Annotated in this window: 21 protein-coding genes; 12 read left to right on the top strand and 9 right to left on the bottom strand. The window is 72.9% G+C overall.

The features are described 5' to 3' along the window. The 3 genes from KME77_RS03765 to KME77_RS03755 all read left to right on the top strand — a co-directional run. Positions 1-1,195: tetratricopeptide repeat protein (locus KME77_RS03765; protein ID WP_219461949.1), on the top strand; the 1,195-nt coding region annotated here is incomplete at its 5' end. Between the two features lie 128 nt (positions 1,196-1,323). Further along, positions 1,324-1,770, top strand: coding sequence for a hypothetical protein (locus KME77_RS03760; protein ID WP_219461947.1), 447 nt, complete (start codon positions 1,324-1,326; stop codon positions 1,768-1,770). A gap of 81 nt (positions 1,771-1,851) precedes the next feature. Continuing rightward, on the top strand, positions 1,852-3,006 hold the full coding sequence (locus tag KME77_RS03755) for a pyridoxal phosphate-dependent aminotransferase (RefSeq protein WP_219461944.1): 1,155 nt from the start codon (positions 1,852-1,854) through the stop codon (positions 3,004-3,006). 19 nt (positions 3,007-3,025) lie between these two features. Here KME77_RS03755 and KME77_RS03750 read toward each other — a convergent pair whose 3' ends face one another. After that, positions 3,026-3,943 (bottom strand): zinc-binding dehydrogenase, encoded by a 918-nt coding sequence (locus KME77_RS03750; RefSeq protein ID WP_219461942.1) that lies wholly within the window; start codon positions 3,941-3,943, stop codon positions 3,026-3,028. Between the two features lie 72 nt (positions 3,944-4,015). Between KME77_RS03750 and KME77_RS03745 the strand changes: the two genes are divergently transcribed. From KME77_RS03745 to KME77_RS03735, 3 genes are all read left to right on the top strand, one after another. Beyond that, positions 4,016-4,642: a TetR/AcrR family transcriptional regulator gene (locus tag KME77_RS03745; protein WP_219461941.1), complete on the top strand. Its 627-nt coding sequence runs from the start codon at positions 4,016-4,018 to the stop codon at positions 4,640-4,642. 16 nt (positions 4,643-4,658) lie between these two features. Next, positions 4,659-5,441, top strand: coding sequence for a hypothetical protein (locus KME77_RS03740; protein WP_219461940.1), 783 nt, complete (start codon positions 4,659-4,661; stop codon positions 5,439-5,441). Between the two features lie 80 nt (positions 5,442-5,521). Next, entirely contained in the window at positions 5,522-6,268 is a 747-nt protein-coding gene (locus KME77_RS03735) for an MBL fold metallo-hydrolase (protein ID WP_308250533.1), read from the top strand. Positions 6,269-6,281: 13 nt separating this feature from the next. Here the strand turns inward: KME77_RS03735 and KME77_RS03730 are convergent, their stop codons facing one another. Both KME77_RS03730 and KME77_RS03725 read right to left on the bottom strand, forming a co-directional pair. Beyond that, positions 6,282-6,857, bottom strand: coding sequence for an NUDIX domain-containing protein (locus tag KME77_RS03730; RefSeq protein WP_219461939.1), 576 nt, complete (start codon positions 6,855-6,857; stop codon positions 6,282-6,284). Positions 6,858-7,041: 184 nt separating this feature from the next. Further along, entirely contained in the window at positions 7,042-7,338 is a 297-nt protein-coding gene (locus KME77_RS03725) for an ArsR/SmtB family transcription factor (RefSeq protein WP_246609124.1), read from the bottom strand. A 90-nt stretch (positions 7,339-7,428) separates the two neighbouring features. On the opposite strand from KME77_RS03725, the gene KME77_RS03720 reads away from it, so the two are divergent. After that, on the top strand, positions 7,429-8,310 hold the full coding sequence (locus KME77_RS03720; protein ID WP_219461937.1) for an LLM class F420-dependent oxidoreductase: 882 nt from the start codon (positions 7,429-7,431) through the stop codon (positions 8,308-8,310). A gap of 37 nt (positions 8,311-8,347) precedes the next feature. On the opposite strand, the gene KME77_RS03715 is transcribed toward KME77_RS03720, so the two are convergent. Both KME77_RS03715 and KME77_RS03710 read right to left on the bottom strand, forming a co-directional pair. After that, positions 8,348-8,980 (bottom strand): DUF47 domain-containing protein, encoded by a 633-nt coding sequence (locus KME77_RS03715; RefSeq protein ID WP_219461936.1) that lies wholly within the window; start codon positions 8,978-8,980, stop codon positions 8,348-8,350. A gap of 270 nt (positions 8,981-9,250) precedes the next feature. After that, positions 9,251-10,192, bottom strand: a complete 942-nt coding sequence (locus KME77_RS03710) for an inorganic phosphate transporter (RefSeq protein WP_219461935.1) — start codon at positions 10,190-10,192, stop codon at positions 9,251-9,253. A gap of 200 nt (positions 10,193-10,392) precedes the next feature. Between KME77_RS03710 and purU the strand changes: the two genes are divergently transcribed. Continuing rightward, positions 10,393-11,244: a formyltetrahydrofolate deformylase gene (purU, locus tag KME77_RS03705; protein WP_219461933.1), complete on the top strand. Its 852-nt coding sequence runs from the start codon at positions 10,393-10,395 to the stop codon at positions 11,242-11,244. A 71-nt stretch (positions 11,245-11,315) separates the two neighbouring features. On the opposite strand, the gene KME77_RS03700 is transcribed toward purU, so the two are convergent. The 4 genes from KME77_RS03700 to KME77_RS03685 all read right to left on the bottom strand — a co-directional run bounded on the left by KME77_RS03700 (position 11,316) and on the right by KME77_RS03685 (position 15,259). After that, positions 11,316-11,960, bottom strand: coding sequence for a DsbA family oxidoreductase (locus tag KME77_RS03700; RefSeq protein WP_219461931.1), 645 nt, complete (start codon positions 11,958-11,960; stop codon positions 11,316-11,318). A gap of 88 nt (positions 11,961-12,048) precedes the next feature. Further along, positions 12,049-12,399: a VOC family protein gene (locus KME77_RS03695; protein ID WP_219461929.1), complete on the bottom strand. Its 351-nt coding sequence runs from the start codon at positions 12,397-12,399 to the stop codon at positions 12,049-12,051. A gap of 5 nt (positions 12,400-12,404) precedes the next feature. Beyond that, the gene (locus KME77_RS03690) at positions 12,405-13,196 is read right to left on the bottom strand and encodes a helix-turn-helix domain-containing protein (protein ID WP_219461927.1); all 792 of its coding nucleotides are present in this window, start codon (positions 13,194-13,196) and stop codon (positions 12,405-12,407) included. 8 nt (positions 13,197-13,204) lie between these two features. Continuing rightward, positions 13,205-15,259, bottom strand: coding sequence for a prolyl oligopeptidase family serine peptidase (locus tag KME77_RS03685; protein ID WP_219461926.1), 2,055 nt, complete (start codon positions 15,257-15,259; stop codon positions 13,205-13,207). A gap of 278 nt (positions 15,260-15,537) precedes the next feature. Between KME77_RS03685 and KME77_RS03680 the strand changes: the two genes are divergently transcribed. The 4 genes from KME77_RS03680 to KME77_RS03665 all read left to right on the top strand — a co-directional run bounded on the left by KME77_RS03680 (position 15,538) and on the right by KME77_RS03665 (position 17,973). Beyond that, a complete protein-coding gene (locus KME77_RS03680) occupies positions 15,538-16,047 on the top strand; it encodes an HNH endonuclease (protein ID WP_219461924.1) in 510 nt (169 codons plus the stop codon). A gap of 90 nt (positions 16,048-16,137) precedes the next feature. After that, entirely contained in the window at positions 16,138-16,944 is an 807-nt protein-coding gene (locus KME77_RS03675) for a GNAT family N-acetyltransferase (protein WP_219461923.1), read from the top strand. A gap of 85 nt (positions 16,945-17,029) precedes the next feature. After that, positions 17,030-17,254 (top strand): FmdB family zinc ribbon protein, encoded by a 225-nt coding sequence (locus tag KME77_RS03670; protein WP_219461922.1) that lies wholly within the window; start codon positions 17,030-17,032, stop codon positions 17,252-17,254. 236 nt (positions 17,255-17,490) lie between these two features. Then, positions 17,491-17,973 (top strand): WYL domain-containing protein, encoded by a 483-nt coding sequence (locus KME77_RS03665; RefSeq protein ID WP_308250532.1) that lies wholly within the window; start codon positions 17,491-17,493, stop codon positions 17,971-17,973. Positions 17,974-18,370: the final 397 nt, after the last annotated feature.

The following is an 18,370-nucleotide window of genomic DNA, read 5'->3' as shown; positions in this document are numbered from 1 at the left end:
CGCCCGCTGCACCCGGGAGGGCTTCCTGCACTCGCTGGCCGAGCTGGGCCAGCTCGGCCTCTCGCGCACCGAGCAGGGCAGCGAACGCTGGTGGCTGTTCCTCCAGCGCACCGCGACCGCGCTCGGCGCGCTCGGCCAGACACTCGAGGCCCGCGTGCTGTGGGAGGCCGCGCGCCGCTCCAGCCAGGACCCCGCCGTGCACTCGGCCAGCGCGTACGGCACCGCCATGCTCGACGCCCGCCACCCCGACGCCGCCCAGCGCGACCTGGGCCGGGCCAGAGGCTGGGTCAACCAGGCGATCGCCATCTCCGGCCTGCTGCCCGACCCCGCCGAACGGGCCTTCAAGCTCGGCTTCGACCTCAACGGGCTGGCGCTGATCGAGCTGCGCGAGGGCCGCCCCGAGACGGCGCTCTCACTGGTCGAGTCGGCCCTGGAGCTGGCCCGTGAGCTGGGCGAACGCCACCCCGTGCACCGCATGGTGCTGCTGGCCAACCGCGCCCAGCTCCTGGCCACGCTCCGGCGGGCCAAGGAGTCGCTGGACGAGTACGCGGTGGCCATCGCGATCGACCCGCTGTTCCCCGACTACTACCTCGACCGCGGCAACGTCCACTACCGGCTCGGCCGGTACGCCGAGGCGCTGGCCGACTACGAGCGCGCCATGCGGGCCGGCCCGCCGCTGCCCGAGGCGCACTACAACCGGGCCGAGCTGCGCATCGCCCGCGGCGACCTCGACGGGGCGCTGGAGGACCTCAGCCGGGTCATCGAGCTGGACCCCGGCTACCTCGACGCCTACATCAACCGGGCCGGACTGCTGGCCATGCTCGACCGGGACGAGGAGTCGAGGGCGGACGTGACGGTCGGGCTCGTCCAGTCGCCCGGCAACCCGTACCTGCTGGCTATCCTGGGCCAGCTCGAGACCGCGGCGGGACGGCTCAGCGACGCCCACCGGGCGCTGGACCTGGCGATCAGCGCGGCCCCCGACCTCGCCTCGGCCTGGGGCAACCGCGGGGTCCTGCGCTACGAGTCGGGGGACTGGACGGGGGCGGTGTCCGACCTGTCGCGGGCCATCACGCTGGAACCTCGCCTGCCGGATCTGTACCAGAACCGGGCGGTCGTGCTGCGGGCGCTCGGGCGCGACAGCGAGGCGGCGGCCGACGAGGCGGAGGCGGCCCGCCTGCGCGCCACCGGCCCGTAGGGGGTCCTTCCCTCCGGCGAAGGGCTGCGGGTGGCGGGCTGCGGGTGGCGGGCTCCGGGCTGCGGGCGGCGGGTGAGGAGCGAATGGCGGTGGGCCGGGGAGGGGCGGCGGTCGGCCAGGATGGGGGCATGCATCGGACAGCCAGAGCCGGCGCGGTCTGCGGAGCGCTGGGCGTGCTGTGGTGGGCGACGGCCCGCGTCGGCTGGGCCTCCGTCGGCTGCGAGGAGTGGAACTGCCTGCCCGCCGCGCTGGGAAGCGTGGTGGCGATCACGGCGGTGATGTTCGGCCTGGCCGTCGTGGCGCTGGAGCTGGCCCGGGTCCGGCCCGGGGTGCGGGTCGCCCTGGTGTCGGCCGCCGTGCTGCTGGTGCTGGGCGTGGTGGAGGAGGCGCTGCCGTCGTGGCCGTCGCGGTTCGCGCATGTGGTGACGGCGGGCGGGGCGTTCGCGCTGGCCGGGGCGGTGGCGGCGGTCGTGACGGACGGGGAGGTGGCGCGGGGGCGGCGGGTGGCCGCCCTGGCCGCCGTACCGGTGCTGGCGGCCGGCGGTCTCGCGGTGCTGTGGTGGCGGCGGGCTTGACGTGACGGCCCTTCGGAGGGACCGTTCCGTATACGGAACCCCTTGCGACGGGCGGCCCGGACCCGCCCACGGAGGTGCGTGATGCGGCCCAACTCCAGATTCGCCCACGTCCAGCCCATCGGCCTCGACGAGGTCGCGGCGGCGACCGGCAGCGACCCCGACGTCCTGCGGCTGGAGAACCTCGACACCGACGTCCCACCCCCGCCCGTCGCCGTGGAGGCCACCACCCGCGCGCTCGCCGAGGGCGCCGGAAACAGCTGGCTGCCGCTCACCGGCCTGCCGTCGCTGTGCGAGGCGGTGGCGGGGGAGCTGCGCCGGCGTACCGGCCTGGAACACGACCCCCTCAGCCAGGTGGTCATCACCTCGGGCGGCACCTCCGCCGTCCTGCCCACGCTGCTGGCCACCACCGAGCCCGGTGACCCGGTCGTGCTCACCGACCCCACGTACGCGGGCCTGCTCCAGCGCGTACGGCTGGCCGGCGCCCGGCCCCACCTCGTCCCGCTGACCGTGGACGGCGGTCACTGGCGGCTCGACCGGGACGCGCTCGCCCAGGTGCGCACGGCGGCGGCGATGCTGCTGATGAGCCCGTCCATGCCGTCGGGCGTGGTGTTCTCCCGGGAGGACTGGCAGGCGGTCGCCGAGACCTGCGCGCGGACCGGGGCGTACCTGATCCACGACGCCGCCATGGAGCGGATCGTGTTCGACGGGCAGCCGCGGGTCAACCCGTGCCAGGTGGACGGGCTGGCCGAGCGGACGATCACCATCGGGTCCGTGTCGAAGGAGTACCGCATGATCGGCTGGCGCATCGGCTGGGTCGCCGGGCCCGCCGACATCATGGCCCGGATCAGGGTGGCGGCGATCTACAACACGACCGTGGCCGGCGGGTACGCGCAGCTCGGCGCGGCGGCCGCCCTGTCGGACCCGGGCGGGGCGGGGGTGCCGGAGGCGGTGGCCGAGTACCAGGCCCGTCACGAGACCGTCATCGCCCAGCTGGCGGGGCTGCCGGTGGTGCGGGCCGGTGGCGGCTGGTCGTGCCTGTTCGACGCGGCGGCCGTGGGGCTGACGGCGGCGGAGCTGTCCTCCCGGCTGCTGGAGAAGGGGCGCGTCGCGGCCACGCCGATGACCGCCTGGGGGGAGGCGGTGGCGGGGCGGCACGTGCGGCTGGTGTTCAGCGCCGAGCCGGTGGAGCGGCTGTCGGAGCTGCGCGCCCGCTTCGAGGCCGCCCTGCCCGGCTGAGCCCCGCCGGACGGACGGGTCAGCGGGGCAGCAGCAGCGTCTTGCCCGTCACCGTGCGGGACTCGATCGCGGCGTGGGCGCGGGCGGCCCGCTCCAGCGGCAGCCGGAGGCCGATCGTCGGGCGCAGTGGCCCGTCGATCGCCTCCCGGGCCAGCTCGCGCAGATCCACCTGCGGGAACGCCACCGCCGTCACGCCCTCCCCGGGAGTCGTCATCGGCCCGCCCGCCATCCCGTACACGCTCAAGCGCCCTCCATCGCGCAACAGCCCTTGCGCGCTCGCCCCGATCTCCCCGCCGACGCCGTCGAACACCACGTCCAGCCCGCCGGTCGCCCGCCGTACCTCATCCGCCCATCCATTGGCGGTGTAGTCGACGGTGACCTCGGCCCCGAGCCGTTCGGCGGCCAGCCGCTTGTTCGCGCTGCCGGCCGCCCCCACCACGCGCGCCCCCGCGCGTACGGCGAGCTGGACCAGCAGCCCGCCCACCCCGCCGCCGGCCGCCTCGACCAGCACCCATTCACCGCGCTCGGGCGCCGCGGCCCGCGTCAGCCCGACGGCGGTACGGCCGTCGGCCAGCAGCGCCACCGCCTCCTCGGCGGTGCGGTGGGCGGGCAGCGGGATCAGGTCGGCGGCGTTCGCCACGGCCAGCTCCGCGTATCCGCCCAGACCGCCCAGCGAGCTCACCACCTGGCCGCCGGTCAGCGAGCCGTCGACGCCCTCGCCGACGGCCAGGACGGTTCCCGCCACCCCGTTGCCCAGGATCGCGGGCAGCTCCGGCCGGCGCGGCCCCCGTCCGGCCCGTACCTGCGTCTCCACGAACGTGATGCCCGCCACCGCCACCTCGACCAGCACCTGACCGGGGCCGGGCGCCGGATCCGGCACCTCCTCGGCGACCAGCTCGTCCGGACCGCCGTACGCCCTCAGCACCACCGCGCGCATGACTCGCACCTCGCTAATCGGAGTGAATCGCTCCGATAAATATACTGTCACCGGACCACGAGAGGGGGCCGGGTGGCCGGGCGAGGACGGCAGGCCGAGGCGGCCAGGAACGACATCCGGCTGCTGGAGGCGGCCCACGAGGTGTTCACCACGCAGGGCTTCGACGCGCCGGTCTCGGCCATCGCCAAGCGGGCGGGCGTGGGCATGGGCAGCCTGTACAGGCGGTACCGGACCAAGGAGGAGCTGCTCCAGCGACTGTGCGTCATCGCCGTGCGGCGGGTCGTCGAGGCGGCCGAGGACGGGCTGGCCGAGAGCGACCCCTGGGAGGGGCTGGCGGTGTACGTGCGCCGGTGCGTCGCCGCGCGATCGGGCGCGCTCGCCCCCGTCGCGGGCACCATCGAGGTGACGGACGAGATGCTGAGCGCCACCCGGCACGCGATGGAGCTGGCCGGCCGCCTCGTCGCCAGAGCGCACGAGGCGGGCGTGCTCAGGGCCGACGTGAGCACGCTGGACGTGTCGCTGCTCGTGGAACAGTTCAGCCGGCCCGCCCCGCGCCCGCCCACCGGGACGGACCACCACGTCAGGGAGCGCCTGCTCGCCATCGCCCTCGACGGCCTGCGCGCGCCCGGCGCCACCCCGCTGCCCGGTGACCCGCCGTCCACGGACTGGTACGAAGGCCGATGGGGCACCACCTCCTAGGACTACGGTGGGTGTCGTGGCATTCGACGAACTGTTGCGCGGCCTCCACCAAGGAGCCAGCGCCCAGGCGGCCGGCATCAGGCGTGGCTACGGCGGGCCGCCCGCGCGGGCGGTGAGCGTGCGCTGCGGGCTGGCCAGGCTACGGTGCGCCTCGCTGCTCAAGCCGCTGTACGCCTGGGTGACGGCCGCGCACATCCCCGACGCCGAGCGGTGGCGGCGTCACGCCGAGCCCGCCGTCGTCGTCTCCTCCAACCTCGACACCCTCAACCTCTGGCTCGCCGTCGGCCCCCGGGTCATCCTCGACGGCATCTACCAGCGTACGGGCGTCGTGTGGGCGCTGCCCAACGGCGATCCGTCCAGGTTCGGGTCGGTCGAGGTGTCGGCCGAGGAGGTCGCCACCGCCTACGCCGCGCTCGCCCAGGCCGCCGTCGCCGGCGACCCGGTCGCGGGCACGATCCTCGACTGGATGCGCACCGTGAAGGGCGACCAGACGTTCGGCGCGCGGGAGGCGCTGCGCTCGCCGGAGGCCGGGGTCAAGTGCGGCTGGTACGGCGCTCCGGACGAGACGTGCCTGCGCACCCACGCCGTCGCCGTGCTCCCCAGAGGCGGCACCCGCGCCACGGTCGTGGTGGGGATGACGGCGCAGCCCTACACCGGCGCGCACGACCGCGAGACCTACGTGAGCCGGATCGCCGACGGTCTGTCGGTCGAGGGGGAGCATGAGAGGGTGGCGGGTGAGCTGCTGCGCGGCCTGATGCGGGCCACGCTGAGCGAGCTGGGCCACGACCGGCAGCCTTAGGCGGCCGGGGTCGGCGGGAAGTCCGGGCGGCCGGGCGAGAGGCTCAGGTAGTCGATGGTGAGGCTTGGAGGGCTGGTCGGGTGACGGTGAAGGTGACGGTGCTCGGCGGGTGCGGGGCGTGGCCCGCGGCGGGGCAGGCGTGCAGCGGTTATCTGGTGGAGTGCGAGGGTTTCCGGGTTCTCGTCGACCCCGGCTACGCCACCCTGCCCAGGCTGCTCCGGTCGACGGCCGCCGAGGAGATCGACGCGGTGCTGGTCACGCACGGCCACCCGGACCACTGCGCCGACCTGAACCCCCTGCTCCGGGCCCGCGCCCTCGGCGACTCCCCGCCGTCCGCGCTGCCCGTCCACGCCCCTCCCGGCGCGCTCACGGCCGTGCTCGCCCTGGACAAACCACGCATGCTGGCAAGCAGCTTCGAGTTGCACGAGCTGGAGTTCGGCAGACCGTACGAGGTGGGGCCCTTCCGCCTGGACACCTGGTCGCTGCCGCACCACGTCCCGAACGCCGGGCTGCGGCTGACGGGCGGCGGGCGCGTCGTGGCGTACACGGGTGACACCGGCCCCGCGCCCCAGCTCGTCGACCTGGCCCGGGACGCCGACCTGCTGCTCGCCGAGGCGACCTATCCCGAACGGGTGCCCGACGAGGACGCGCCCTACCTGTCGAGCGCCCTGGACGCCGGACGCACGGCGGCCCAGGCCGGTGCGGGCCGGTTGCTGCTCACCCACCTGTGGCCGGACACCCCGCACGAGCCGGCGCTGGCCGCGGCCGCCAAGTCGTACACCGGCGACCTGGCGGTGGCCATGGGCGGCCTCTCGGTGCAGCTGTGACCCGCCTCGCCTGTCACCCCTGCTTCGTCAGCTCGGCGACCACCGCGGCCAGCTCGGGCGGCTCGACGTTGCGCGGCAGCTCGCCGACGGACGACCACGCGTGGCCGAGGTACGCCCGCGCCTCCTCCTCCGTGAGCTCGCCGGGATCCACCTCGGGCGCCCTCCCGTCGAACCGGGCCAGGTAGAACCGCTCGCTCTTCACGTACCGGACGCCCAGCCAGGTGAAGTCCCGTTCGACGGCCACCCACCGATCGCGCACCGCCGCCCCCGGCAGGCCGGTCTCCTCCGCCAGCTCCCGCGCGGCCGCCTCCAGGGGCGTCTCACCGGGGTCGATCCCACCGCCGGGCGGCTCCCACACCGCTTCGCCGCTGACGTGATCATGCCATTGGAGCAGCAACACCCGGCCGCCGGCATCCACACAGACGACCCGCGCCGCCGGCCGGTCACTGCTGCCCTGCGCCGGCTCGCTTCGCGTCGGGTGGTCCTGTGCCGGGCCGCCGTGCACGGAGGTGCCGCCGGTGCCGCTGTCGCCATCGCGCTCCGAGTGCACGTGCACGCCGGAAGTTCCGTCGCTCGTCTGCACGTGCATTTGTCCGCCGGTACGATCGCCGCTCATCTAGCCCCCATTTGTCCGCCTACATCGCTTATGTCCAACGGGCCCGCCCCAAACCCGTCAGCGGGCACGGCGATCAGGCCCCCGCGGAAGTGAGTGGCGAGTGACCACCGTCCCTGACTGCCGGCCTTTCGGACATCGCTTTCGGACTTGACGGCGCTCACCCTTCGTCCTCGGCGAGCACCAAGGTCAGCAACCCGGGGAACCGGGCGTCGAACTCGGCCCGCCTGAGCCGGTTGAGCCGCCGCGTACCCTCGTCGCGCTGCTCCAGCAGCCCGACGTTGCGCAGGACCGCGAAGTGGTGGCTGAGCGTCGACTTGGCCACCGGCAGGTCGTTGAACGTCCCGCACGGCCGGGTCCAGTCGGGCACCACGGCCAGCTCACGCACGATGCGGCGGCGCACGGGGTCGCCCAGCGCGTCGAGGGCGGCCTGCAGCGAGACCTCGATCGGGGACATGTGGGTGAGGTTGCGCGCCCTGTTCGACTGTGGTCGAACATTACTGTAGTGTTCCATCTCGATCGAACATCCTATCCGCGAGGAGTCGTCATGGACACCGGCCATGTCGGAGTGTGGCACCCCCTGATCAACAAGGTTCCGGCGGAGACGGCGCGGCAGGCGGCCAGGCGGATGGAGGAGCTGGGCTACGGCTCACTGTGGATGCCCGAGTCGGCCAGCACCAAGGACCCGTTCGCCATGGCGGCGGTGCTCCTGGCCGAGACCAGCCGCATCGCCCTCGGCACCGGCATCGCCAACCTCTGGGCCCGTGACGCCATCTCCATGGCGGCGTCCGGCGTCACCCTGTCCGACGCCTACCCTGACCGCTTCCTGCTCGGCATCGGCGTCAGCCACGGCCCCGTCGTGGGCCGGCGGGGCCACGACTACACCAAGCCGCTGACCGCCACCCGCGCCTACCTCGAGAAGATGGACTCCGTCGCGGGCGACTTCCCGTACACCAAGCCGCCACGGCTGCTCGCCGCGCTCAGGCCCAAGATGCTGGAGCTGTCCAGGGACCAGGCGGACGGCGCTCACCCCTACTTCGTCCCGCCGGAGCACACCGTCCAGGCCCGCGCCATCCTCGGCCCCGACCGCCTGCTGATCCCCGAGCAGGCCGTCGTCGTCGAGTCCGACCCGGCCACCGCCCGCGCGACCGCCCGCACCCACATGTCCCTCTACCTGCGCCTGCCCAACTACGTCAACAACCTGCGCACCCTGGGCTTCACCGACGAGGACTTCGCGGACGGCGGCTCCGACCGCCTGGCCGACGCCATCGTGGCCTGGGGCAGCCCGGAGACGGTCGCCAAGCGAGTCCGCGCCCACCTCGACGCCGGGGCGGACCACGTCGCGCTCCAGCCGCTCTCGGCCGGCGGCCCCGACCTGGCCGACGCCCTCACCCAGCTCGAATCCCTGACCACCGCTCTGGGGCTGTAACGCCCTGGAGCAGCAGCTTCAGCAGCTTCTGGCCAGGTCAGCGTTTCATGGCGCCGTCGGCGATGGCGTCGGCGGCCTCGCTGATCGCGATGCCGACGATCTCCAGGCGGCGCACCAGCTCGCGTTCCTTCATCGCGTCCGCCGTCAGCTCGCCGGAGAAGATGCGGGAGATCTCGTACTGGTACATCCGCCTGATCGCACTGCCCGTCTTCTTGGCCTCCAGGGCGTCGTGGACCACGGCGGAGGGACGGGAGGCGAGGTCGCGCACGGCGTTCTCCAGGGCGTCGATGCCGACGATGACCTGGTCGAGGAGAGGCGTGAAGCGGATCTGGTCCGGCACCCGGTACAGGTGCGACTCCCTGACGAAGTCGCGCAGCGAGTCCAGCACGTCGTCGATCGAGCGGGACAGGCGGAACAGGTCCTCCCGGTCGATGGGGGTGACCAGGGCTGATCTGAGTTCCTCCACGAGGTTGCGGCGCTCCTCGTCGCCGAGGTGTTCGATCACGCGCATCTGCTCGTGGGCCCCGGTTCTGCCGACCTCGCCGCCGATCATGGCCATCGCGAGCCAGGCGCCCTCCTTGGTCGCCTCCAACTGGCCGAGCAGGGCTTCGGTGAGGGCGCTGTCCATCCGGCCGGCCAGCAGCGCCCGGATCCGCCGCAACCGCTTCACGCCCGCGCCCCGTTCAGGGACCCCGCGAAGGGGAGGGCGTGCCTTCCGGCGCTGGACAGGTACATCGGGCCAGGACCCCTTTCCTCGGCGAACTCGCAGATCACTCGCGACACCCACCCTCTCCACCACGTCCTCGGCACGTCTCGCCGACACCGGCCCTTCACCGCGCGCCTGGCGCGTCACCCCGCCGCCACCCCCTTGTCCCGTCCTGACGCGTCACGTTCACACCGGCCTCGCCACCGAGCCGCTCTCCGTCGTGCGCGCGGCGGGTCACGACCACGCCACCCCCTTCACCACGTACGCCGCCAGCCCGGCCACCAGGGCGCTGGCCGGGAGCGTCAGGAGCCAGGCGATCACGATCTTGACGGCGGCGTACCAGCGGACCCGCCCGCTTCCCTGGGCCACGCCCGCGCCGATCAGGCCGCCCGCGATGGCCTGGGTCATGCTGACCGGCATGCCCAGCGCCGCGCAGGCGATCACGGCGGTGCCGGAGGCCAGCTCGGCGACCACGCCGTGGAGGGGACGGGAGGCGATGATCTCCCGGCTGAGCGTACGGCCGGCCCTGGGCAGCCCGTACACGGCGCCGAGCCCGAACAGCAGCGCGACCAGGGACGTGTAACCGAGCGGCGCCCCCGAGAAGCCGAGCGCGATCATGAAGACGGCGAGCATCTTCTGCCCGTCGTTGGCCGCGTACGCGACGGTCTGCAGCATGAACCCGGCCCAGTGCCACTTCGGCAGCCCGTGGCTGTCGGTGATCAGCAGCAACAGCCGGATCATCCACCAGCCCAGCAGCCCGCCCACGAGGGGAGCGGCGAGTCCGAAGGCCAGCACCAGCACCACCGACCCGGCCGACACCGGCAGCCCCCAGCCCAGGCCGGCGCCGGTGAGGCCGCCGACGATGGCCAGCGTGAGGCTGGTCGGACGGCCCTGCGCGCTCAGCGTCATGACCACGACAAGGGCGGCGATCACCGCGATCGTCATCGCGGTCTTGGCCCCCGGCCCGCTGAACGTCGCCAGCCTCGTCACGAACGTCTGCGCGACCTGCTGGGTGGCCAGCGGCACCACCGCCACCAGCACGACCAGGGTGAGAATGCCGGTCACCGGGCGCACCGTGGGCAGTTTGAGGCCGGTCGCCAGCAGGGCGCCACCGTCGTTCATCCCCGACACGACCGCGAACAGGCACGCGACCGCGATCAGCACGGCAGCTTCCAACAGCAGGCACCCCATCCCCCCGGGCACGGCGCCTCGACGAGGGGCGGCCCGATCAGCTATGCCCATTTACTACCCGAGATCGGGCAGATCAGTGTAGTTGGCACCAACGACGGCAACGACAACGTGGATCCGGCCGCTGGGAGGTACTCTGCCGAGATCAGCCGGAAGCCGTCCTTGATCTCTGCCGCGAGAGTGACGTCATGAGCTCTGCCGAGTACATCCTGACCCTGTCCTGCCCCGACCGGCCCGGTGTGGTGGCCGCCGTCTCCGGCCTGCTGGCCGGGCACGGGTGCAACATCACCGAGAGCCAGCAGTTCGGGGACCAGGCGGCGCAGCGGTTCTTCATGCGCGTCCAGTTCGCGGCACAACTGCCGGAGGACGAGGTGCGCGCGGCATTCGCTGCCCTCGCGCCGGAGTTCGGCATGGAGGTCAAGCTGCGCGACGTGGCGGTCAAGCCGCGAGTGCTGATCATGGTCAGCAAGTTCGGTCACTGCCTGAACGACCTGCTCTACCGGGTACGCGCCAAGGCCCTGGACATCGAGATCGTCGCCGTCGCGTCCAACCATCCCGACCTGCGGCCGCTGACGCAGTCGTACGGCATCGACTACCACCACCTGCCGGTCACGCCCGAGACCAAGGCCCGGCAGGAGGCGGAGGTGCTGGCCCTGGTCGAGCACTACCAGGTGGACCTGGTGGTGCTGGCCCGCTACATGCAGGTGCTGTCGGAGGACCTCTGCGAGAAGCTCGCCGGGCGGGCCATCAACATCCACCACTCGTTCCTGCCGTCGTTCAAGGGGGCGCGGCCCTACCACCAGGCGCACGACCGGGGCGTCAAGCTGATCGGCGCGACGGCGCACTACGTGACGTCCGACCTGGACGAGGGGCCGATCATCGAGCAGGAGGTCGCCCGGGTGAACCACAGCCACTCGCCGCAGGACCTGGTGGCGATGGGGCGGGACGTGGAGTGCGTGGCGCTGGCCAGGGCGGTGAAGTGGCACGCCGAGCAGCGGATTCTGCTCGACGGCCACAAGACGGTCATCTTCCCCCGCTGACCGCGCGCCCTCCTGGCCGCAGAGCGCGGCGTCTCACCTCACGTCTGCTGCCGCCGCCCGCCGTGGTTGTCTCATCCCACGTCCGCCGCCCGGCGCAGCGCGGTCACGAGGACGGGGACCTCGGTCGCGCCCCTGAGCGGTTCCGAGCCCGGCACGAAGAACGTGGGCACCGAGGTGACCCCGGCCGCCCGCCCCGCGGCGAGCGCGTCGCGCACCTCGGTGACGCCCTCCCCGGAGGCGAGGAAGTCCTTGGCGTCGCGCACCCCGGCCGAGGCCGCCGCGTCGGCGAGCGCCGCGTGGTCGCCGAGGTCACCGCCGTCGCGGAAGTGCAGGTCGTACAGGCTGGTGGCGAGCGCGCTCTGGGCCGACGGGCCGTGTTCGCGCAGCGTGAACCACAGGAGCCGGTGCGCGGTGAACGTGCCGGCCGCCAACGCCCGCTCGAACCGGTACTCCACCCCCTCGCCCGCCCCCAGCTCGGTCATGCCGGCGGTCATCGTGGCGGCCCGCTCCGGGCCGAACAGCTCGCCCATCACCTCCAGCAGCGGCCGCGGCTCCCCGGCGGCGTCCGGGGCGAGCTGGTAGGGCAGGTGGACAAGCTCGGCGCCGACGCCGGACGCCGCGACGGCGCGGTGGAAACGGTGGCTGCCGAGGCGGCACCACGGGCAGACGAGATCGGCGTACACCTGTACGCGGACAGGGCTCTTCGCACTGGTCATACGATCCACGCTGCCGGGTGACGCGCGACGTAGGGAGGCCGGGCCCGGACGGGCACCGCCAGGGCCACCCTCCCGCGACCGAAAAGGGTCAGGGCCGGTACGTCCCGAAGAACCAGACGTTCCCCTCCGGATCGGCGCACGCGTACTCGCGCGACCCGTAGGGCTGGTCCGTCAGCTCCATGGTGATCGAGGCCCCGGCCGCCCGCGCGCGCGACAGGTGCGCGTCCGGGTCGTCCACGGCGACGTAGACGCCGGGCCCGCCCGGCGAGCCCTCCCCGATCATGATGATGTCGTCCCCGGCCAGCAGCTCGGCGTGGTTGACCACACCCTGGTCGTTCTTGGACGCCTCGTGCACCCGGAACCCGAACGCCGAGACCAGGAAGTCGAGGGCGGCGGCGCAGTCGCGGTAGCGGGCGAGGGCGTAGACGGTTCGTGTCATAACGGTCAGTCTGCGACGAGGACGGCCCCTGGTCTTGGACAAATCTGACCCGGGGTGGTGTCGCCGAGCGCCCGGAATTCCCGGTTCATGTGCGCCTGGTCGTAGTATCCGCACTCGGCCGCCACCCGCGCGATCGGCCTCCCGGAGCGCAGCAGGCGCATGGCCCGGGAGAAGCGGATCACCCGGCCGGCCGTCTTGGGCGTCAGGCCGACCTGGTCGTGGAAGCGGGCGACAAGGTGGCGGTGACTCCAGCCGAGTCGCGACGCCAGCGACGACGGCCCCTCGCCGCCTCCCGACGCCAGCAGCCGCGCCCACGCCCACGGGATCTCCGGCCCGACCGGCGGCCCGGCCAGGACGCGCCGCACGAGCAGGCGGTCGGCCAGGGCCAGGCGTCCGGGCCAGGAGGGCACGCCGGCGAGCTGTTCGACGAGGGTGCGGGCCCAGCCGCCGAGCAGGTCCTCGACCGGGACCACCAGGTTCGTCAGCTCCCGCATCGGCAGCCCGTACAGCCGCCGCGCCCCGAAGGGCGTCAGGAACACCTGCACCCCCTCGCAGGGCCCCTGCGTGCGCGTCACCGTGAACCCGTCGCTCAGCCCGCCGGTGAACGACGTGAACGGCGCCCCGCCGACCCGCATCGGCCCGCCGAGCGCGAGGACGAGCACCGCCCCCGGCATCGCCGCCTCGCTGCGCGTCAGCGGCGCGGCATAGTGCTCGCTGTACGCGGTCAGCCGCGTCACGTAGGGCCGCAGGGCAGGGCTGGGGGCGGCCTCCACCATGGCCAACCCCAGCATCCCCATATTTCCGACTATAGGCCGGTGTGCTGCGCCAAGAACGTCAGCACGTCGGCCGACAGCTCGACCGTCCGGCTGATCGACCGGGCGCCGTGCCCCACCTCGGTCTCGTTGCGCAGCAGGATCGGCCTGTCACCCGTGGACGCGTGCTGCATCGCCGCGCACATCTTCCACGCGTGCAGCGGGTGCACGCGCGTGTCCGACTGGAAGACCGTGAACAGCGTCGCCGGGTACGCCACCCCCTCGCGCACGTGGTGATAGGGGGAGTATCCCGCCAGCCAGCCGAACCCCTCGGAGTCCTCCGCCGACCCGTACTCGACGTTCCAGGTGGCGCCCAGCCCGAACTTCTCGTACCGGATCATGTCGAGCAGCGGCGCCGAGCACGCCACGGCCGAGTACAGCTCCGGCCGCTGCGTCAGCGCCGCCCCCACCAGCAGCCCGCCGTTGGAGCCGCCCGAGATGGCGAGCTGCCCGGCGGTCGTCACGCCGGTGGCGATGAGGTGCTCGGCGGCCGCGTGGAAGTCGTCGAAGACGTTCTGCTTGTTGGCGAGCATGCCGGCCCGGTGCCACTCCTCGCCCTCCTCGCCGCCGCCGCGCAGGTTCGCGATGGCGTAGACGCCGCCCGCCTCCACCCAGGACAGGACGGTCGCCGAGTAGCCGGGGGTCATCGACAGCCCGAAGCCGCCGTACCCGTACAGGATGGTCGGCCGCGCCCCCTCGCCGGAGACCGGCGAGATGATCAGCATGCGGACGTCCGTCCCGTCCTTCGACCGGTACACGACCTGGGAGGTGCGCACCGGTGGCACCTCCACCGCGCCCGGCGAGGCGGCCCAGAGCGTCGTCTCGCCGGTTCTGGCGTCGAAGCGCTGGATGGTCGGCGGCGTGGTGTTGTCGGTGTAGCCGAACCACGCCTCGTGGCCGCCCTCGGGACGCTCGGCGATGCCGCCGATCGAGCCGAGCCCCGGCGTCGGCACCTCGCCGATCCGCTCGCCGGTGGCCAGGTCGTGCACGGTGATCTCGCTGATCGCGTGGCGGGTCCAGCCCACCAGCATGACCGGGCGCTCCAGGTCGTCGAGGATCGCGAAGTCGGACAGCACCGCCTCGGCGTCCTCGGGGATCAGGTCGCGCCAGCTCTCGTACCCGGGCGTCGCCGGGTCGGTGACGCAGACCCGGGCGCGCGGCGCGTCACGGTCGGTGTGCACGTAGAGCCTGCCGTCGCGGCCGAACACCAGCCCCGTCTGCGCGTCCACGCCCTCCTGCACCACCTGGAGGTCGGGCCGGTCGGGGGTGGAGGCGGTGAGGTCGGCGACCCACAGGTCGTTGCGCGGAGCCGTGCCCTCGTGCGCGGAGACCTGCAGCCAGTGGCCGTCGCGCGAGACCGAGACGCCGTAGTAGTTGGTCATCTTCAGGCCCTCGCCGAAGATCATCACGTCGTCCTCGGTGGAGGTGCCGACCCGGTGCAGGTAGACGCGGCGGTGGAACTGCGCCTCGTCCTCCGGCACCTCCGTGCTCGGCAGCCGCCGCACGTAGTAGAACGCCTCGCCGCCCGGCAGCCACGCGATGGGGGAGTAGCGGCACCGGTCGATCGGGCCCTCGACGCGCGCGCCCGTGGCGACGTCCATGATGTAGAGGATCGACTCCTCGTTGCCGCCCACCGAGATCTGGTAGGCCAGCAGGCGCCCCTCCTTGTCGGGCTGGACGGCGTCGAGCGTGGTCAGCCCCGACGGGTCGAGCGCCATCGGGTCGAACAGCGCCCGCTCCGTGCCGTCGCCCTCCACGACGTAGTAGACGGCGTGCTCCTGGTCGGGCGTGCGGCGGCTGAAGAAGTGACGTTCGCCACGCCACGTGGGCACCCCCACGGAGCCCGACCTGAGCAGCTCGGCGATCCGGTCCCTGAACCGCTGCGGCTCGCCGTTGCGCTTGAACAGGTCGGCCTGTGCGAGCAGCCATCCCTGGGTCTCGGGGCTGTCGGGATCCTCCAGCCATCTGTAGGGGTCCGCCACGGGAATGTCGTGCAGGATTTCGGTGAGGTCCTCGCGGCGTGCGGTGGGATAGGGCTCTCGCGTCATGCCCGAACCCTACTGCCAAGGAGGACGCGTAAAGCCCTGGTGAAGTGGGCATAAAACGTACCGTGCGTCTCTCTGGTCATTCCGGCTGGGGGTTATGGGGTGGCGGGGAACACGCGGTAAACGCCAGACTTGGTGACAGGACGGTGCCGTGGTGACCATCCGCTGGGCCGTCCGGCGGAGGTCCACGTGACGGAAGCAGCAGTACCCCAGGAGGGGCCGACAGCCGGGACATGCCGTGGCATGTCCCCTCTGATACGCATGCAGCAGGGAGAAGCGCCATGACGCGCCAAGTCCTGCTGCTCAACGCCACCTACGAGCCACTCACCACCCTCTCGCTGCACCGGGCCATCGTGCTCGTGCTGCGGGAGAAGGCCGACATCGTGCACCGTGACGGCCGCGGCGCGGTTCTGCGCTCCGCGACCTGCACGCTCGACGTCCCCTCGGTGATCCGGCTTCGCCGATACGTCCGCATCCCCTACCGGTCCCGCATCCCTCTGACCAGGGCTGCCCTCATGAGGCGCGACGACTACCGCTGCGCCTACTGCGGGCTGAAGGCGGAGACCATCGACCACGTCATCCCCCGGTCCAGGGGTGGCGCCCACACCTGGGAGAACTGCGTCGCCTCGTGCACGCCGTGCAACCACAGGAAGGCCGACAAGTTCCTGGAGGAGCTGGGGTGGACGCTGCGCGTCGCCCCCGCGGTGCCACGCGGCGCTCACTGGCGGCTCATCGGCGCGTCTCTCGTCGGTGATCCTCAATGGGCGCCCTACCTGGAAGCGGCAGCCTGACTCAGGGCCCGGATCTCCCCGATCCGGGCCCGATTTTTTCCTCCGGGAAAGCCTTTGTCTGAGTTCGCATGCCCTGGCAGGATGCCGGGCATGTGGACCTTCACCGCCGACGTCGAGGAGTACGCGGCCGCCGCCGAGGCGTTCCTGCTCACCGACCCCGTGGGCAACACGGTGCCGCTGACCGTGCTGGCGAACGTCCGCGGCGGCATGCCCGCCGACGAGGCCTTCTTCGGCTGGTGGACCGGCGCCGACGGTGAGGTGCGCGGCGCGGCCTTCCGCACCCCGCCGCACCCGGTGGGGCTGGCCCGCATGGCCGTCGAGACCATCGCGCCGCTCGCCGAGGTGCTGAAGGGGGACCTGCCGGAGGTGCAGGGGCCGCTGGAGCTGACGGACGCGCTCGCCGAGCACCTGGGGCCGCCGGAGCGCGTCATGGCCGAGCGCCTCTACCGCCTCGGCGACCTGTCCCTGCCCGAGGTCTCCGGGCGCGGGCGGCTGGCCGGCCCCGCCGACTTCCCGCTGCTGGTGTCCTGGTTCCTGGCGTTCGGGGACGAGGTCGGGCTGGGCCTCGGACGCGACCCGTCCGAGCAGGTCGAGCACCGGCTGGCGGGGCGGCAGCTCTTCCTGTGGGAGGACGACGGGGCGCCGGTGTCGCTGGCCGCGCTCTCACCCGCCGCGGGCGGCGTCTGCCGGATCGGCCCCGTCTACACGCCGCCTGCCTGCCGCAGGCGCGGGTACGGGGCGGCAGTGACGGCCCACGCGAGCCGGGTGGCGCTGGAGGAGCGGTGCGAGCAGGTGGTGCTGTTCACCGACCTGGCGAACCCGACCAGCAACAAGGTCTACCAGTCGATCGGGTACGTGCCCGTCTCCGACTACGCCCAGGTGACGTACCGGGGCTGATGTGCCGGAACTGACGCGCCGGTGTTGGCGGACCCAGTGGTGGCGGATCGGTGTTGGTGGACCGGCGTTGACGTAATCTAGGGCCATGCCGCGTTACGACTTCCGCTGCCGCGCCTGCGGCTCCACGTTCGAGGTGTCCCGCCCGATGTCGGCCTCGAACGAGCCGGCGTCATGCCCTGAGGGGCACGACGACACGGTCAAGCTCCTCTCCACCGTAGCCATGACGACCGGCGCGACGGGCAGTGGCAGTGGCAGTGGTGGGGGTGGGGGTGGCGGTGGTTGCTGCGGCGGAGGCTGCTGCGGCGGCTGACCCGGCCGCGTGACATCTATCCGCTTTTAAGATCGTTTGTACGGCCAGCATGGGCCGGCCCCACCCTCCGCACGGGGCCGGCGCCCGTCCAGGGAAACGCTCCTCCGGTGATGCGGGGCCGGCCGCCGTGACGTGCGCACAGTGGGCCACTTTCGTGGACACATGTGCCTTACCAGGCGTACAGACTTTCGAAAAATGTCGGTGGTCATCTCTATTGTGAGGGTATGGCTACAGGCGTGAACCTCCACACTCGCCCGCTGTCCACCGCTGAGATCGCCGCCCTGGCCCTCTCGCTGGCGCACCTCGGAGCCGGGCCGCAGGCCGTCACCGCCAGGCGGGGCCTGCAACTCGCTCTTGAGCACCTGGACCTCGACGACGAAGTCATCGCCACCACGCTCACGACGCTCACCGAGCCGCTGCCCGCCGACATCGCGTCACGAGCGCGGCTCATCGCCGACGCGATCACCAGCCGGATGATGATCCGCCTGCACTACCAGGACGCCTCCGGACATGTCACGACCCGTGATGTGGAGCCGGTGACGTGCCTGGTGCACCGCGAATACTGGTACCTCGTCGGGATCTGCCGGATGCGGCGGGCCATCCGGGCCTTCCGGTTCGACCGGATCCTCGCGGTGGAGCCGACACTGACGCCGTCCCGGCCGCACCTGGCCGACCGGTTCCTGCCCTTCCAGCGGCGTAAGCGGGCTCGCGCCGCGTAGGAGCCCAGTCCGGGGACAATCCGGGCACGCCCTTGACCCGTCGCGTCCCGGCCGTTGGCGCGACGGGTGGCAGGCTCCCGCACATGCGTGTTCGAGGGATCTTGCTGGCACTGCTGCTGACCGCCGCCGCACCCGGCTGCGGCGACGTCAGCGCCGCACCGGGCGAAGCCGGGAGCCCCGGAGCTCAGCGCGGCTCCGGGGCCGGGTCGAGCTCGGCGGGCTCGCGACCGGGGGCCAGACAGAGTTCAGCGGCCCCACGGACCGGAGCCGGGCGGGGGGCTGTGGCGGCGTCCGCCGGAGCCGGGCCGGGGGGCGCGGCGCCGCAGGCCGCCGCACGGACGTCAGGGGGCCCCACACCAGCGCCGGGGGGCGGCGTGGCGGCCCCCGGGGGGGGCGC

The sequence above is a fragment of the Nonomuraea rhizosphaerae genome, assembly GCF_019396405.1.
In the GTDB taxonomy this organism is placed as follows: Bacteria; Actinomycetota; Actinomycetes; order Streptosporangiales; family Streptosporangiaceae; genus Nonomuraea; species Nonomuraea rhizosphaerae.
The sequence above is the reverse complement of the archived record's forward strand: the minus strand, read 5'-3'. Positions and strand labels throughout refer to the sequence as shown.